This window comes from Micromonospora craniellae, from assembly GCF_014764405.1.
Classification (GTDB): Bacteria; Actinomycetota; Actinomycetes; order Mycobacteriales; family Micromonosporaceae; genus Micromonospora; species Micromonospora craniellae.
Map to the genome: position 1 here is coordinate 13,148 of NZ_CP061725.1, position 15,527 is coordinate 28,674.

Genomic DNA, 15,527 nt, shown 5'->3' on the forward strand with positions numbered 1-15,527 from the left:
CGCGGTCGGTACAGTGGCACCAGTTCGTGTCACGGGGATCGGGAGAGCTGCCCCAGTCGCGCGACCAGTCCTTCGGCGGACCTTGCCAGCAGCCGGCCGGCCGCTTGCGCACGCGGCCCCGAGGCGGGAGAGGACGCCCACCCGCGCCAGCGGGCGACCTGCCTCAGCGCGGCCACCCGCTGTTCGTCCGATGTAGCCGCCTCCGCCAGGCCCAACCGCGTCGGAATGGCGGTCCCGTTCTCACCGAGCAGCCGTAACGCGTCCACGGCGGTGGGCGCGTCCATGCTCAGCGTTCCCGACCTGATCTCGTGCGCCAGCATCTGCTCGTTCACCTCGTGAGCGCTGGCGCGCACCCGCTCGTACTCGTACCGCAGCCATCCCTCCGGGTCGCGCCGGGTAACCGCGTCGAGGACGGCGAAGGCCTCGGCGACACCCGCGAGGGGCGGCGCCGGTGCCGGCTCAGCCACCGCTCCCGTCCCCTCGATGAGCCTCAGCACCTGGCCGAGCCGGCGTCGCTCGTCCTCCTCGACGACCTCGACGGCGGCGTGCACCAGACCTCGCACCCGGCTGACCAGGTCGACCGGGGTTCCGGTGTGGCCCGACTTGACCGCCGTCCGGCAGCCGGTCACGACCCTCGGCGGCGCGCTCGGCGCGAGATGCGTCGGCAACCGCAGGTACACCGTGACGCCGTCCGGCCCGGTGCGGTGCGCCAGCGAGCCGCCGAGCGCGGTCAGCCGGTCATATGCCGCCGGCAGCACGCTGCGCAGCTTGTCCAGGGTGGCGGCGCCAGGGTCGGCCACGGTCACGACAGCTTCCCCGTCCGGCACCTGCAACCGCACCGTGACCGGCCTTCCGGGTGCCGCCTCATCCGCCAGTGCCCGCAGGACCTCAGCGGCGGCCCAGTACAGGCTCGTCTCCACCTCCCGGGCCATGCCCCCGCCCGGGTCACCGTGCACCTGCACCGCCCGTGGCAGCGAGGCCGCGAGTTCGACGAGCGCGGCCAGCATCCCCCGGTCGTACAACACGTGCGGATGGATGCCACGCACCGTGGTGCGTAGCCGCTCGATCAGGTCGTCCAGCGCACCACGCACCTCGGCCAAGGCGGCCTGTTCGTCGGGGGTGGCACTCGTCCCCGGGGCGCGTCCTCGGCGGTCCTGCCGCATCCGGCGCACCTGGTCGCCGAGACCGGCCAGGTCGTCGCCGCCGAACGAGACGATCTCGGCGACGATCCGTCGGCTCTCCATATCAGCGGCGTAGGTCAGTCGCTCGTGCGAGGCCGCGAGCGCCGCGGCCACCTGGTTCGTCTCGTCGATCCGGCGGCGTAGGTGGTCGCGCAGTTGCGGGCCGCGCAGCAGCAGTGCGACGAAGGTGGCCGCGTCGCGGGCACTGACCCGTTGCCACGCGCTCAACGGCTCGCGGCCCGGCAGGTGGAACAGCACGACCGCACCGCGCTCCACCTCACCATCGAGCGCCGGGACCACCGCAGCGACATCGGCCATGCTGTGTAGGGCGTCGACTCCCAGCACGCGATCCGGGCCGATCGCGCCGTCACCGTTGTCGGCCACCCGATGCAGCCAACCGTCGGTCCGCCGCGACCAGACCGACGCGGGACGCCGGCCGACGATGGCGTTCAGGATCCCGGTGAACGCATCGCCGAGCTCCGCATCCGTCTGGGCGACGGCACCGAGCAGTGTGTCCATCGTCGACGGTGGGTTGCCCATGCTGCCTCCGTCTGGTTGGATGCGCCCGTTGCCTGGAGATTATCGTCCCGTCGGTAACCTCTGTACCACCCCGGCTGAACCACGGCAGCCGTGACAGCGTGCTTCATCGGAGGGCTGACCGTGCCCGCCGGTGCCGGCCCAGCCCGTGCTCAGTGGAGGTGTGATGGCCTACGGCCTCGGAATCGACGTCGGGACGACCTTCACCGCCGCCGCGCTCGCATACGACACCCACGCCGAGATGCTCACACTGGGCGACACGGCGCTCGTCGCCCCCTCGGTGGTGTTCGCCGGCCGCGACGGGCGGCTGCTGACGGGCGACGTCGCGGTCCGCGCCGCCGAGGCTGAGCCCGGCCGCGCCATCCACGAGTTCAAGCGGCGGCTCGGTGACCCGACCCCCATCGTGCTCGGCGAGCGCGGGTACGCCCCCACCGAGCTGATCGCCGCCGTGGTCCGGGACGTGGTGGACAAGGCCCGCGCGGCTACCGGCGAGCAGCCCGGGGCGGTCGTGCTGACCTGCCCGGCGATCTGGGGGCCGTACCGGCTGGAGCAGTTCACCGAGGTCGCCACCATGGCCAGTCTCGACGTGTCGCGGGTGGTGACCGAACCCGAGGCGGCCGCGACGTTCTACCTGTCGAGCAACGCGACACCGCCGGACGCGCTGTTGGCGGTCTACGACCTCGGTGGCGGCACCTTCGACACCGCCGTGATCCGGTCCCATGACGACCGCGCCGAGCTTCTCGGCAACGCCGAAGGGGTCGACGGCACCGGCGGGATGGATCTCGACCAAGTGGTGCTCGCCATGGTCGACGAGCAGTTGGACGGCGCGGTGAGCCGGCTCGTCGGGAGCGATCCCGCAGAGGCGGCGGTGCTGGCCCGACTGCGGACGGACGCCGTACGGGCCAAGGAGTCGCTGTCCAGCGAGTCAGCGGTGGTGATGGCGTTCTTCCTCACCGACGGACCGCACGAGGTCCGCCTGACCCGGCCGGAGTTCGAGCACCGGATCGCACCGCTGCTGGCACCGACCATCGACGCGGTGCGACGGGCGCTCGACTCGGCCGGGCTGGAGGCCACCGACCTGGACGCGATCCTGCTCAGTGGCGGCTCGTCACGCGTGCCGCTGGTGCTGACGCGGCTGTCGGAGGAGTTCGGCCGCCCGGTGCTCTCGGTCGGCCACCCCAAACACGTGGTCGCCCTCGGTGCCGCGATGCTTGCCTACCGCGCGTTTCAGGAGCACGGCTCCAGCGCCGCGTGCACCGACCCCGATCCTGCAGAGGCACCGCGCCCGTCGGTGCGGGGGCCGGCGTGGCAACATGCCGCGCGGCTCGCGACGTCGCGGGCCGGCCGGTTCCGGGTCACCCGCCGAACGCTGGTCGCCTCGCTGAGTGTCCTCACGGTGCTGGGCCTGATGGCCGGTGTCGTCTGGTGGGACGGCAGCGGGACCGGCGGCCAGCGGGACGGCGCGTCGTTGGCGTCGACCGCGTCGCCGACGAACGCGCCGCCGTCGACGGCGTCGGCACCGGCCGCGTCGGCGCCGGCGCGGCCGGCGTCGACGGCGTCGGGCACACCCGCGCCAGCGGCCGACAATCTGACCGGGCAGACGTGCGCCGCCATCGGTCCGACGTGGAGCGCCGGCTACGGGAGCCTGACCTCCTACCCCGGCTCAAGCCCCGCCGAGGTGCGCCGCGGTTCCCACGAGGGGCACGAGGTGCTGCTCGTCCGGCCGTCGTCGCAACTCGATCGCCGCAGCATCCGCGGCAACGGGTACATCCGGATCGGTCACGCCTATCTCGTCATGGAGGCCAGCGGCGACCTCCTTCTGTACCGCAGCCCGCAGCATCTGGCGGCCGGATCAGCCTGTGCCGCTTGGCGCACCGGCACCGGCGGGAACCCCGGTGCCTACCTTCGCTTCCAACCCGACGGCAACCTCGTCGTCTACGCTCCGGACGGTAGGGTGCTCTGGGCCTCGCGGACGTGTTGTGATGGCTCCGTCGACGCCTTGGCAGTCCGCGCCGACGGCAACCTGCTCCTCGTCAACCAGTCGTCCGGACGCGTGCACTGGACGACGGGGACCGCAGCCGGGTGATCCCGCTCCGGTACGCCACCTCGCCGTCCCGGTGTGTCGGTCCAGGCCGCTGCACAGGGTGGTCACGAACAGCTCTGCGTCTCGCTGGATCCGCCGCTCACCGCAGTTCCGGTCGGTGGACGGTGTCGGCGTACAGGTTCAAGTGCACAGGCGCGTACGGCTGAATGTGCAGAGCTCGCCGTACCAGCCCGGATCCCATAAGATGATTCAGGCCATCGACGTCCATCAGCGTGGCCGCTGGCCCTGCCCCACGCAGTCCAGCTGCGGCGCGGAGCGTGTCCTCGTGGACAGGCTCGCCTGATCCGCCCGAGTGCCGGTGAGCGTGCTGCGGCGAATCGGGACCAAGCCGACCCGCACCGCAGCCGCGCAGCGGCGAGGAGGGGAAGCCGCGCGGTAGGGCCTTTCTGGGCCAAGCGGCTGCGACGGGCAGGACTGCGTGCGCCGCATCCGCGATCTTGAGCAGCGACCTGTGCAAGATCAGCTGTACCCAGCTCTGCACTCCAACGCGTACCCCGACACCTGGCACCACGGCCGTACGCGGTCCTCCGACCCTCAATCAATGCTGGCTCCGCAGGTGGGTGAGAACGGCGAGGACCCGCCGGTTCGTGTCGTCGCTAACCGGCAGGTGCAACTTGGCGAGGACGCTGCCGATGTGCTTGCCTACAGCCGCCTCGGTCAGCACGAGGATCCGGGCGATCGCGGCGTTCGAGTGGCCCTCAGCGACCAACGCCAACACCTCGCGTTCGCGAGGCGACAGGTGGCCGAGTGGGTCGCGACCGCGCAGCATCAGCTGGCGCACCACCTCGGGGTCGACGACCGTGCCACCCCCGGCCACGCGCCGCAGCATCTCCGCGAACTCCGCGACGTCGGCGACGCGGTCCTTGAGTAGATAGCCGATGGCCCGGCCCTGACCCAAGCCGAGCAGCTCGCTGGCATAGCTGTGCTACACATCCTCGCTGAGCGCGAAGCTGACTTGCGCCTGCCAGGTCGGCGCACTTGTGCGGGCCTACAGCTCGTCTCGCTGGCTGCGGAGTCGGGTGGGCAGGCTGATGGTGTCGTCGTGGGGTTCGGCGTCGATGTCGGCGAGGGCTTTGGTGAGGGCGTCGTTTACGCCACCGCAGCCGGGCCGTCCGCCCCGCCATCGGCAGATCTCGTGGCCGGGTCGTGGTCCACTGCTTCACCCGCACGGCCCGGAACCCGCACTGCGGGCAGCATCGTGCCTGCTCATCACCGGTGGACAGGTGAACTACGGGGGAACCGTCCGGGTGCAGCTCGACCCGATCGGCCACCAGGCCGTCCAGGCCCAGCAGCCGGGTCGTATCGTTGACCATGCTCGCAGCTCTTCACTTGTGACTATCCGACCAGACACTCAGATGATCACTGATGAGCTGCGAGCCCTCACGCTCGGGCCGCACTCAGTCGCGAACCCCGCTCAAGTTCGAAGAGCCGGCATAGACCGGGCACATCCGATCGGACAGAGGTGGATTGAGGGGTGGTCAGTCGGCTGGTTGGCAGACCTTTCCGGTGAAGGCGGGGTCTGGTTGACGGAATTGGGACCAGGCCGGATTGGCCCCGATGGGCAGGGGCGGGGCTTGCCAGGCGGCGCTGAGGCGCTGGAGGAGCGGGTACTCGTCGCGTTCCTGCTGGATCGGCTCTCCGGTGAGGAAGGCGATCAGCCGGTCTGCGACCAGGGTGCGGTTGAGTAGGCCGCCGTGTACGCCGGGCATCTGGAAGAAGGGGATTCGGCTGTACTCACCGGGCGGTGCTTCGGCGGCCGTGGTGGTGGGAATGAAGGCCAGCATGCGGATGCCGGGCACCGGGCACATGAGTTGGTTGCGGTAGAACGGCGCGTCGTCGACCAGGGACCGGATGAACGGTTCGTCCGGGCCGGTGTCCGGACCGCCGACGAGGCGTATCACGCCGAAGACGAGCCGTAGCTGCCATCCGGTGACCAGGCCCCAGCCTCGATCCTCGTGCGGCGGCGGATAGTAGGCGCGTCCGGCGTTGATCAGGGGGCTGAACATGGCCAGCGTGTCGACAGCCGGGTGTGCCCCCTGCTCAAGGTAGGAGCGGGCGACCATGGCCCCCTCGCTTTCGCCGATCAACGCGATCGGCCGACCGGTACGCCGGTGCAGCCGTTTCACCTGTTCGTCGAGCAGCCGCACACTGTCCGCTACTGAGATCGTGGTGTCCTGTGGCCGGTAGGGCAGGGGTGTGCCATCCGGGCCCAACCCTCGGTAAGAGAACCGCTCGACACGGTCGTCGGCCGGGGCCGTGCCGGCGTAGGAGGAGCGATACCCGGCGAGGACGATGACAGCTTGTGGCACGTCGGTGGGCAGCGGGCGGTCAAGCACGACGGCCTCGGCTCGCAGGTCGTCGCCGGGCACGGTGTCCACGAGCGGCGGGATGAGTAGCGGTACCGCGAGGGCGAGAATGGCCGCGACAGGGGTCGCCGGCACCATCGCCCACCGTGTCGACGAGGGTTCGATTAGGTCGTGTGTCATAAGTGCCGTTCGAGGCGCCGGAGCCAGTTGTCGATCATGCTGATGGTGGCGGTGGCTTCGTAGCGCACTGCGAGTTTGTCGTAGCGGGTAGCCACGGCACGGTGCTGTTTGAGCAGGCTGATGCCGCACTCCACGGCGTGACGCTGCCGGTATGCGCTGGGGTCGAAGGCGGGTGGCCGGCCACCCGCCGAGCCCTTCTTACGACGGTTCGCGGCCTGGTCGGCCTTGACCGGGATGACACAGCCGATACCACGGCGCCGCAGGTAGCCGCGGTTGGCCTTGCTGCTGTACGCCTTGTCCGCCAGGACCCGCTGCGGCCGACACCGGGGCCGCCCGACACCGAGACGAGGCACCCGGATGCGGTCCAGCACAGTGGTGAACTGCGGGCTGTCGCCGCGCTGCCCACCGGTGATGACGAACGCCAGCACCATGCGGCCCTGCTCGCAGGCCAGGTGCAGCTTGGTCGTCAGACCGCCCCGGGACCGGCCCAGCGCGTGATCCGCCGGCTCGGCGGCGCTGCTGCCGCCCGGCGGCTCGACCTGCGTGTGACTGCCCCGCGGGCGCCGGCGGCGTGCTGATGCGCCCGCACGATCGTGGAGTCCACACTCACGTCCCAGGAGATCAACCCGAGCGCGTCGGCCCTACCCTGCAACCCGGCCAGGATCCCCGCCCACACCCCCGCCCGCTGCCAGCGCCGGTACAGCCCGTACACCGTGCGCCAGTGCCCATAGCAGTCCGGCACGTCCCGCCACGGCGCACCCGTACGGACCCGCCACCTGATCCCGTCAATGAGCTGCCGCTTGCTCCACTTCGGCGGCCGACCCGGCTTCTTCCGCCCGGGCAGCAACGGCTCCAGCACCGCCCACTGCGCGTCGGTCAGGTCGTGCCGCCTCGTCACCGCTACGCTGGCCACGAGGTCTCCGTGCAGATGGTTGTCTTGGTCGATAACCCATCTACCGGAGACCTCACCGCATATCGATCACCGACACACCCAGCCGATCACCTCACAGCAGGGCCACGGGCACTTATGACACACGGCCTAGCGCGCAGCGGACCGTTCGGTTCCACAGCAGTCCGTTGACCACTCCCGCCACGGTGGCCACCGGCACCGTCCACCAACCCGGCAGACTCCAACACAACGCGCCGGCCATGGTCAGCACCACGAAGTTCAGCAGCGACCAGCCCACCAGTGAGATCGACGGCAGTCCGCGCCACCATGGCGTCACTACTGCGGCCCGTTGCAGGAATGGCGCCAGCAGGAACATCGGCATCAGGGAGGCCAGTAACACCCAGGACAGGGCCACCACCGACGCGGCCACCGAGATCAGCGCCCACGGCGCGACGAAGACCGCCACCAGCGCGGCAAGCCCGAGGTTGCGTCGCAGCAGCCACCGCACCGACGACCGCGGCACCTCACCCGGCCACGCCAACACCACCAGCAGCGTGTGGAAAAGACCTCGGGCCACCACCAGCAGGCTGAGCCAGAACACGAACGAGGGCCAGGAGTCGTGGTAGACGTATAGCCATCGCAGGTCGTGGTAGGTGTCGTACGGCCACACCGCCGCCGTCTGCGGCGCCAGACCCCGTGCTGCGACGAACCCCATCGAGACCAGAACGGCGGCTTCGATGGTTGGAGACACCGCAGTCAACAGCACCAACCCAACCAGCCTCCGGTCCGCCGCCAGCACACCGCCCCCCCCTTACCGTCTGCCCTGCCACGCAGACTTCCGTACCCTCTCTGCAGATGACGGTGAATTCACGAACACCGCGCCGCGTTCCAGTGGTGGACGGCGCTCCATAGTCACCACGATCGCCTACGCCTCGATCATCATGCTGCCCGTCTTCGTCCTCACCCTCGCCGCGCAGCGGCACATCGTGACCGGAATGACGATGGGCAGCGTCAAATGACCACGCGCCGGGTGAAACTCAAGCTGGCGCGGGATTCGATCTGGATAAGCAACTTCCCATCAAATATCCTGGATCGGTTGTGGTTGATGGAAGCCGTTGCGGGTCGATGGTCCCCGCGTCATCGAAGGAGGTCGGCCAATGCCACTGTCACGGATCCAGGTGTCGCCCCGTATCGCGAACCAACCCGGGCGCCACCGCCGCTGGTGGTGGGCGGCGGGCAGCTCCATGGCCGCTCTCGTCCTGGCCGCCACCGGCGTGTCCGTGACCGCCGCGCCGGCGACCGCCGGGCCCGGCCTTGCGCCGGAGGTGACGCTGACCAGCCCGACGAACAACAGCAGCGTGGTGTCGGTATGCTCGGTCCGGCTAACCGCTGACGCGAGAGCCCGAATCGGCATCGTGGACCGGGTCGAATTCCACGTCAACGACGTGTTCGTCGGCAGCGACACCAGCGCACCTTACGAGTTGGACGTGCCTCCGGGACACCCCGCGTTCCGCAACGGCGACGGCTCTGGCATGCCCCGACACCGGGCGGTAGCCCGGGTCGTCACCGTCGCACCGGCTGCCACCGCCGACTCGCCGACGGTCAAACTCAGCCTGGTGCCGCCACCGCCGGCACTGATGGTGATCGCCTGCCCGTCGGGGATCCGGGTGCCCGAGGGTGGCTCGACGACCACGTCCTTCGTGACGACAGCCTGCGCCACCACCCCGGGGCTGACCCTGACAGTGACCGGTGACGCCGGTATCAGCGTCACACCGTCCGCCTTCCCACCGGGTAGCCGGGAGAACTGGGTCACCGTATCGGCCGCACCCGGCAGCATCGGTGCCATCACTCGCATCACCGCGACCAGCAACGGGGCCTCCTGCCTGTCCGCCTCAGCGACGGTCACCGTCGGCCCCCCGACCTGAACGGACTCATTTAGAGACTGTCGGGCAACTGGATGGCTACGTCGTGATAAGTTGCTCGGCGTTGATGCGTCGGGCGGCTTCGCGGTCGGTTGCGTTGCTCCACCGGATCGGCCGATCGGCCAGGCGTATCGTCATGAGTCGAATCATCGCAACCTTGATCATGGCCTCCGAGTTGGCGGTCAGTCGTTCGTAGTCGCGGGCCAGGCGCCGGTTGCGGACCAGCCATCCGAGCGTCCTCTCTACCACCCATCGGCGTGGCAGGACCTTGAAGCCCTTGATGTCGTCGGTGCGTTTGACGATCTCCAGCAGGATGCCGAGTTTGGTCTTGGCCCAGCTCAACAGGCTGGAGTCGATGCTGTTGGCGTAGCCGCCGTCGGCCCACACGAGGGCGATGGTGGTGAACGCCTCAGCCAGCCGCGCGAGGATCCGCCGGCCACCGGGACGGTCGTTGACGGAGGCGGAGGTGACCACCACGACCAGAATCAGCCCCATCGTGTCGACGACCAGGCGCCGCTTGCGGCCGGTGGTCTTCTTGCCCATGTCGAAACCACGAGACTCGCCGCCTTCACTGGACTTGATCGACTGGGCGTCCAGCACGGCGGCGGTCGGCTCCGCCTCCCGGCCGGCCGCGACTCGCACCCGCCGTCGAAGCTCATCGTGAACCCGGTCCCATGTCCCGTTCTTCCGCCACGTCGTGAACCAGCGATGCGCCGCGTCCGCGGGCGCCAGATCACGCGGCATCATCCGCCACGGGCAGCCCGACCGCAGCACGTAGAAGATCGAGTCCAGGACCAGCCGATCGCCGTAGACCCGAGGCCGGCCGCCTTTACGCAGGTCACGCGCCGGTAGCAGCGGCGCGAGGACCGCCCACATCGCATCGGTCAGACTCGACGGATAGCATGAGCGGGCGTCATCCCCGCCGCGATCTTCGTTGCACACACATCAAGATCATGGCGGGGATGATCCATTTGTCGAGCATCCGTCATCGACGTGTCTCGCCGTAACATTCCGCACCCCACCGGTTACCCGACAGTCTCTAAGACCGCATCTCATTAGGGGTTGTTGCTGGTCAGCAGGTTGAGGCGGGCGGCGCGGCGGTAACAGATCAAAGCGCAGGCCAGGCGCAGGAATCCGATGAAGTGAGAAGCCTTACGGTCGTAGCGGCGGGCCAGGCGCCGAAACCGGCTGACCCATTCCAGGCAGCGCTCGATGACGTAGCGGTGCCGGCCCAGATGAGCGGCCGATTCGATGCCCTTGCGGGCGATCCGGGCGATCATGCCGCGCCGGCGGACCAGCTCGCGGCAGGACCGGTAGTCGTGACCTTTGTCGCCGTGCAGCTTGGCCGGCCACCGCCGCGGCCGGCCGAGCGGTTGCCGGATCGCGCGCAGGTTGTCGAGCACATCCTCGAGCACGGTGTGGTCGTTGACGTTGGCAGCGGTCACCAGCACCGTCAGCGGCAGTCCGTCACGGTCGCTGACCGCATGGATCTTGGAGCCGGGCTTGCCCCGGTCTACCGGGCTGCGCCCGGTCAGGTCCCCCCTTTGAGTGCCCGCACGTGCATAGCGTCCACGCTCGCCCGTGACCAGTCGATCTGCCCGGCAGCGCCGAGCACGTCCAGCGTCGCCTCATGAAACGCCTGCATGACGCCCTGTTTCACCCGCTCGGTGAACCGGCGATGCGCGGTCGCCCGCAAGATCGGGAACGATTCCGGCAACGCCTCCCACGGGCAGCCGGTCTGCAACACGTACGCAATCGCCGCGACCGCGACACGGTCATCGATGCGCCGCCGCCCGCCACCCTGATGCCTTTCCGGATGAGCGGGCAGCAACGGCTGCACGAGGTGCCACAACGAATCCGGGCAGTACTTCTCCACATCACTCACACCCGTACAACGAATGATGTTGGTACTCAACAACCCCTAATGAGATGCGGTCTAAGCCTCGATCCGTGGACGGGACTGGTCCACTGTGGCTGGCACACCGTGGAAATGCGATGAGAGTGCCCTCTGGGCTGGGATGATCGGGTTTGTCCAGAACACGAATCACACCAGTTCGGAAGGGCACTCTCGGTGCAAGGATCTCATGCCTGGCGGTCGGATGGCGCGGTGTTCGACGAGGACAACCTCGTGTCGCATGCGGGGCTGGTGCCGCTGCTGGAGTTGGCCGAGCAGGCCGGGTTGTCCCGGTTGCTGGACGAGCACGTCCGGTTCGTCGATGAGCGGGTCAGGTCCGGGGCCGCGAACTCGACGCCGAAGCTGACCTCGATCATCGCCGGGATGGCCGCCGGCGCGGACAGCATCGATGATCTGGACGTCATCCGGTCCGGTGGGATGAAGAAGCTGTTCGGCGGGGTGTACGCGGCCGCGACGCTGGGGATCTTCCTGCGGGAGTTCACTCACGGTCACAGCCGGCAACTGTCGGCGGTGCTACGCCGGCACCTTGTCGCGCTCGCCGAACGAACACCGGTGCTCGACGGCATCGACGAGCGCGCCTTCGTCGATATCGACTCGCTGCTGCGTCCGGTGTACGGGCACGCCAAGCAGGGCGCCTCGTTCGGGCACACGAAGATCGCGGGCAAGACCATTCTGCGGCGGGGTCTGTCACCCCTGGCCGTCACGATCTGCACCGAGACCGCGGCGCCGGTGCTGGCCGGGGTGCGGTTGCGGGCCGGGCGTGCCGGCTCGTCGCGGGGGGCGGCGAGCATGATCACCGAGGCGATCAACACCGCCACCGACGTCGGCGCACGGGCGCAGAACATCCTCGTGCGCGGCGATTCCGCGTACTGCGCCGGCAAGGTCGTCGCCGCAGTGGTCAAAGCCGGGGCGAGGTTCTCCTTCGCCATCGCCCGTAACCCGGCCGTCGACGCCGCGATCGGCAGCATTCCCGACGAGGCGTACACGCCGGTGCACTACCCCGGCGCGGTCGTCGACCCCGACACCGGTGAGCTGATCTCCGACGCGCAAGTATCCGAAGTGGAACACGCCGCGTTCGCCGGCACCCGCTACGAGATCACCGGCCGGCTCGTCGTGCGCCGCATCCTCGACGCCAACACCCAGGACCCCCTGTTCCCGGTCTGGCGCTACCACCCGTTCTTCACCAACAACCCCGAGCCCGTCGCCGACGCCGACATCACCCACCGACGCCACGCCATCTGCGAAACCGTCTGGTCCGACCTCATCGACGGACCCTGGGCCCACCAGCCATCCGGCCTGTCCGGCGCTAACGCCGCCTGGAGCATCCTCGCCGCGATCTGCCACAACCTGCTGCGCGCCGCCGGCACCCTCACCGGCATCACCCGCTATACCGTGGCCCGCGGCGCGACCCTGCGCACCCACCTGATCAACATCCCGGCCCGCCTCGCCCGCCCCCAACGCCGACCCATCCTGCACCTACCCACACACTGGCCTCCCCGAGTCAGAGGCGATTTGACTGATCGAGGGCGATAAACGAAAGGTGCTCCTGACCTGCAAGGATTTGGGTGTCGAGTCCATGTCCACAGCAGAAGCGGGTGCACCTTTCTGGTGAGTAAGGGTAGCGGGTGGGATCAGCGGCTGGTCGTCGGCGCGGGCGGGAAGGGTCTGGTCGGTCACGCGGGTGCGGTCCTGCTGCGCAAATGCGCAGATCGGACCGGTCTGACCAGCGGTTTGAACAAGGTGCTACCGCGCGGCAAGGGCCCTGGGTGGTGGGATCGCGGCACGGTCCTGGTCTCACTCGCGGTCGCGATCGTGCTCGGCGCCACGAGCATGTCCGACATCGCGGTCCTCGCCCATCAGGGATTGGTCTTCGGTGATCGGCCGTCGGAGCCAACCGTCCGGCGAGCGTTGGCCGGTCTCGACGAGACCGCGCTGAAACGGATCGGCAAAGCGCGGGCGAAGGTCCGCGCTCACGTATGGGCCCTGCTCGCCCGCCGCCCGCAAGGGTTCCCGTGGCTGACGGTGGCGGGCAAGCTGCTGTCCGGGTGGGTGGTCATCGATCTGGACGCCACCCTGATCACCGCTCACTCACCGAAGCAGGGTGCGGCGGCCACGTTCAAGAAGGGTTTCGGGTTCCATCCGCTCGGTGCGTGGTGTGCGAACACCGCGGAATGCCTGGCCATGCTGCTGCGGCCCGGCAGTGCCGGCTCGAATACGGTCGCCGATCACATCCGGGTTCTCGGTGAGGCGATCGCTCAGTTGCCGGTCGCCTACCGGCGCAAGATTCTGATCAGGGTCGATGGGGCCGGTGCCACCCACGACCTGCTCGAGCACATCGAGGCGATGAACCGGCTGTGGCGCAGCGTGAAGTTCACCGTCGGCTGGACGATCACCGACGCCGACGAGATCGCGATCGAGCAACTGCCTGCTGAAGCGTGGACCGACGGCCTCGCCCAGGACGGCACGGCCGTCGACACCGCGCATGTCGCGGAACTGACCGGCCTCAACCAGCGCCTGGAGAACTGGAACGGCCGGCTACGGCTGCTCGTGCGGCGCACGAAGCCGTCGGCCCGGCACGCGAAGAATCTCACCGCGCTGGAGAAGCGGACCGGCTGGCGGTACGCGATCGTCGCCACCAACATCAGCCGGATCGCCGGGGTGCCGGGCTCGCACCAGCCGCAATGGATCGACGCTTTGCATCGTTCGCACGCAGGAGTGGAAGACAAGGTGCGCACGAACAAGGCCATGGGCCTGCGGAACCTGCCGTCGAAGGCCTGGACCGTCAACCGCGGCTGGGTCCTCGCCGCCAACATCGCCGCGGACATCACTTCCTGGACCCGGTTGCTCGGCCTGCACGACCAGGACGACCTCGCCCACGCCGAACCCGCAACACTGCGTTACCGGCTGCTGCACCTGCCCGCGAAACTGGCCGCCCACGCCCGCCGGCGTGTCCTGTCCATCCCCGAGACCTGGCCGTGGGCCGACGCGTTCACCCTCTGCTGGCAGCGCCTCACCCTGCTACCACTGACAACCTGACCCTGGACCCCTGTACCTACCAGTAGAAAGACCGTGACCGAGGGCCCGGAGAACTCGCGCTTCCACAGCGACACGTGGCGATATCACACCCAAACCGGGTGGACAAAACGGTCAAGCCGAAACGGTCAGGCAGGGAGCAAGACCCTCTGACGGATCGAGGCTGGCCCCGCGCCGACGCCTGGTCCACCCTCTGGCGGACCATCTTCGTCACCTGAACACACCACCCCACGCACGCAACACCCCCACCAGCACACGCACCCGCGCTCACCCGACGATCACAGAAACCGAGCACGCTGGGCAGACCAGCGAACCAACCGCGTCCACAGCCGAACAGGACCGACACAGCGGATCACGAGACCAACTCGAACTACGTCCACGGATCGAGGTGACGTGATCCGAAAAATCCGGACTCGAACCAAATGCAATCTATCATGCGACTTGACGATTAGCAAACCATTCATCGAGAACTTCGGCCGGCGGTCTATAGCCAAGGCCGGAATGCAACCGACGCCGGTTGTAGAAGCCCTCGATGAACCGGATGATCTCGCGGCGTGCGTCAGCCCGGGTAGCGAACACACGATGATGTACCCACTCGGTCTTCAGTTTCCCGAAGAACGACTCGGCCATGGCATTATCGAAACAGATGCCGGTCCGCCCGACTGATTGCCGATTCTCGTGTCGGGCAAGCGTGGCCGCGAAGTCGCCGGACGTGTACTGGCTGCCGCGATCGGAATGAAAAACAGCCCCGTCCGGCAGCGGAACACGCCGCGCTGCCATGTCCACGGCAGCGCACACCAAAGAAGCCGGGTAACGCTCGTCGACCGCCCACCCGATAACACTCTTCGAATAGCAATCGATAACCGAAGCCAGATACAACGGCCCCTCGCCGGTATCGATCTGGGTGATGTCGCCGACCATCTTCACGCCCGGCACCGTCGCGGTGAAGTCCCGGCCGACCAGGTCCGGGATCGGCCCCGCAGCACGGTCCGGCACGGTCAGCCCTCGCCGCCGCTTCACCTGCACCGGCACCAGCCCCTTCGCTCCCATCAGCCGCCGCACCAGGTCATCGTCGACCTCGACCCCACCGCGGACGAGCTCGGCGTGCACACGCCGATACCCGTACGTGCGGCCCGAGCCGATAAACACGGCTTCGATCATCGCGGTCAACTCCACACGACGTCGCTCTCCGGCCGACGGCGGCCGATCCAGCCATTCGTAGAAACCGCGGACCGGGAAACACCGACCAGGCGGCACATCATCGTCACGTCGAAGGCAGCCTTCTCCGCAGCGACAAGCGCGTAACGCTCGCTTATCGTTGTTCTCTCGCGAAGAAGGCCGCAGCTTTTTTCAAGAAAGCGTTCTCCTGCTCCAGCTCACGGATACGCCGTTCCATCTCCGCGACCCTCGCCCGATCGATCGCATCCCGCGTCTCGTCGGTCTGCCCAGGATGTAACTGG

11 protein-coding genes and 3 pseudogenes are annotated in these 15,527 nt (G+C 68.6%); 5 read left to right on the forward strand and 9 right to left on the reverse strand.

From position 1 onward, the window contains the following. Positions 1-29 precede the first annotated feature (29 nt). The gene (locus ID554_RS00065; RefSeq protein WP_147333631.1) at positions 30-1,721 is read right to left on the reverse strand and encodes a sensor histidine kinase; all 1,692 of its coding nucleotides are present in this window, start codon (positions 1,719-1,721) and stop codon (positions 30-32) included. A gap of 163 nt (positions 1,722-1,884) precedes the next feature. Between ID554_RS00065 and ID554_RS00070 the strand changes: the two genes are divergently transcribed. Further along, a complete protein-coding gene (locus tag ID554_RS00070; protein ID WP_117231257.1) occupies positions 1,885-3,804 on the forward strand; it encodes an Hsp70 family protein in 1,920 nt (639 codons plus the stop codon). Between the two features lie 556 nt (positions 3,805-4,360). Here ID554_RS00070 and ID554_RS00075 read toward each other — a convergent pair. From ID554_RS00075 to ID554_RS00095, 5 genes and pseudogenes are all read right to left on the reverse strand, one after another. After that, positions 4,361-4,741 (reverse strand): annotated as a pseudogene (locus ID554_RS00075) (LuxR C-terminal-related transcriptional regulator); the annotation flags it as partial. Positions 4,742-4,904: 163 nt separating this feature from the next. Beyond that, positions 4,905-5,135: pseudogene (locus tag ID554_RS00080) on the reverse strand (transposase family protein); the annotation flags it as partial. Between the two features lie 165 nt (positions 5,136-5,300). After that, positions 5,301-6,263, reverse strand: coding sequence for an alpha/beta fold hydrolase (locus ID554_RS00085; RefSeq protein ID WP_147333630.1), 963 nt, complete (start codon positions 6,261-6,263; stop codon positions 5,301-5,303). Between the two features lie 41 nt (positions 6,264-6,304). After that, positions 6,305-7,206, reverse strand: a protein-coding gene (locus ID554_RS00090; RefSeq protein ID WP_396888577.1) for an IS5 family transposase whose coding sequence is annotated in 2 segments (ribosomal slippage) — positions 6,305-6,829 and positions 6,832-7,206 — 900 coding nt in all. Because the reading frame shifts where the segments join, the coding sequence is not laid out codon by codon here. A gap of 127 nt (positions 7,207-7,333) precedes the next feature. After that, positions 7,334-7,912: a hypothetical protein gene (locus ID554_RS00095; protein ID WP_117231370.1), complete on the reverse strand. Its 579-nt coding sequence runs from the start codon at positions 7,910-7,912 to the stop codon at positions 7,334-7,336. A gap of 22 nt (positions 7,913-7,934) precedes the next feature. Here ID554_RS00095 and ID554_RS00100 point away from each other — a divergent pair, with 22 nt between their 5' ends. Beyond that, complete coding sequence (locus ID554_RS00100) at positions 7,935-8,216, forward strand: hypothetical protein (RefSeq protein ID WP_147333656.1); 282 nt, start codon at positions 7,935-7,937, stop codon at positions 8,214-8,216. A 138-nt stretch (positions 8,217-8,354) separates the two neighbouring features. After that, positions 8,355-9,122 (forward strand): Ig-like domain-containing protein, encoded by a 768-nt coding sequence (locus ID554_RS00105; protein WP_117231369.1) that lies wholly within the window; start codon positions 8,355-8,357, stop codon positions 9,120-9,122. A gap of 185 nt (positions 9,123-9,307) precedes the next feature. Here ID554_RS00105 and ID554_RS00110 read toward each other — a convergent pair. After that, positions 9,308-9,995: pseudogene (locus ID554_RS00110) on the reverse strand (IS5 family transposase); the annotation flags it as partial. Positions 9,996-10,174: 179 nt separating this feature from the next. Then, positions 10,175-11,004, reverse strand: a protein-coding gene (locus ID554_RS32855) for an IS5 family transposase (protein WP_396888578.1) whose coding sequence is annotated in 2 segments (ribosomal slippage) — positions 10,175-10,660 and positions 10,663-11,004 — 828 coding nt in all. Because the reading frame shifts where the segments join, the coding sequence is not laid out codon by codon here. A gap of 186 nt (positions 11,005-11,190) precedes the next feature. On the opposite strand from ID554_RS32855, the gene ID554_RS00120 reads away from it, so the two are divergent. Both ID554_RS00120 and ID554_RS00125 read left to right on the forward strand, forming a co-directional pair. Continuing rightward, positions 11,191-12,567 carry an IS1380 family transposase gene (locus tag ID554_RS00120; RefSeq protein WP_117231416.1) on the forward strand — a complete coding sequence of 459 codons (1,377 nt, stop codon included), beginning with the start codon at positions 11,191-11,193 and terminating at the stop codon, positions 12,565-12,567. A 75-nt stretch (positions 12,568-12,642) separates the two neighbouring features. After that, positions 12,643-14,070, forward strand: coding sequence for an IS1380 family transposase (locus ID554_RS00125; RefSeq protein WP_199489339.1), 1,428 nt, complete (start codon positions 12,643-12,645; stop codon positions 14,068-14,070). Positions 14,071-14,499: 429 nt separating this feature from the next. On the opposite strand, the gene ID554_RS00130 is transcribed toward ID554_RS00125, so the two are convergent. Beyond that, positions 14,500-15,324 carry an IS3 family transposase gene (locus ID554_RS00130; RefSeq protein WP_191088681.1) on the reverse strand — a complete coding sequence of 275 codons (825 nt, stop codon included), beginning with the start codon at positions 15,322-15,324 and terminating at the stop codon, positions 14,500-14,502. Positions 15,325-15,527: the final 203 nt, after the last annotated feature.

Coding starts and splice junctions, on each gene's coding strand:
- ID554_RS00100 (WP_147333656.1), top strand. CDS start 7,935: ATGGTTGGAGACACCGCAGTCAACAGCACCAACCCAACCAGCCTCCGG.
- ID554_RS00070 (WP_117231257.1), top strand. CDS start 1,885: ATGGCCTACGGCCTCGGAATCGACGTCGGGACGACCTTCACCGCCGCC.
- ID554_RS00095 (WP_117231370.1), bottom strand. CDS start 7,912: ATGGGGTTCGTCGCAGCACGGGGTCTGGCGCCGCAGACGGCGGCGGTG.
- ID554_RS00105 (WP_117231369.1), top strand. CDS start 8,355: ATGCCACTGTCACGGATCCAGGTGTCGCCCCGTATCGCGAACCAACCC.
- ID554_RS00065 (WP_147333631.1), bottom strand. CDS start 1,721: ATGGGCAACCCACCGTCGACGATGGACACACTGCTCGGTGCCGTCGCC.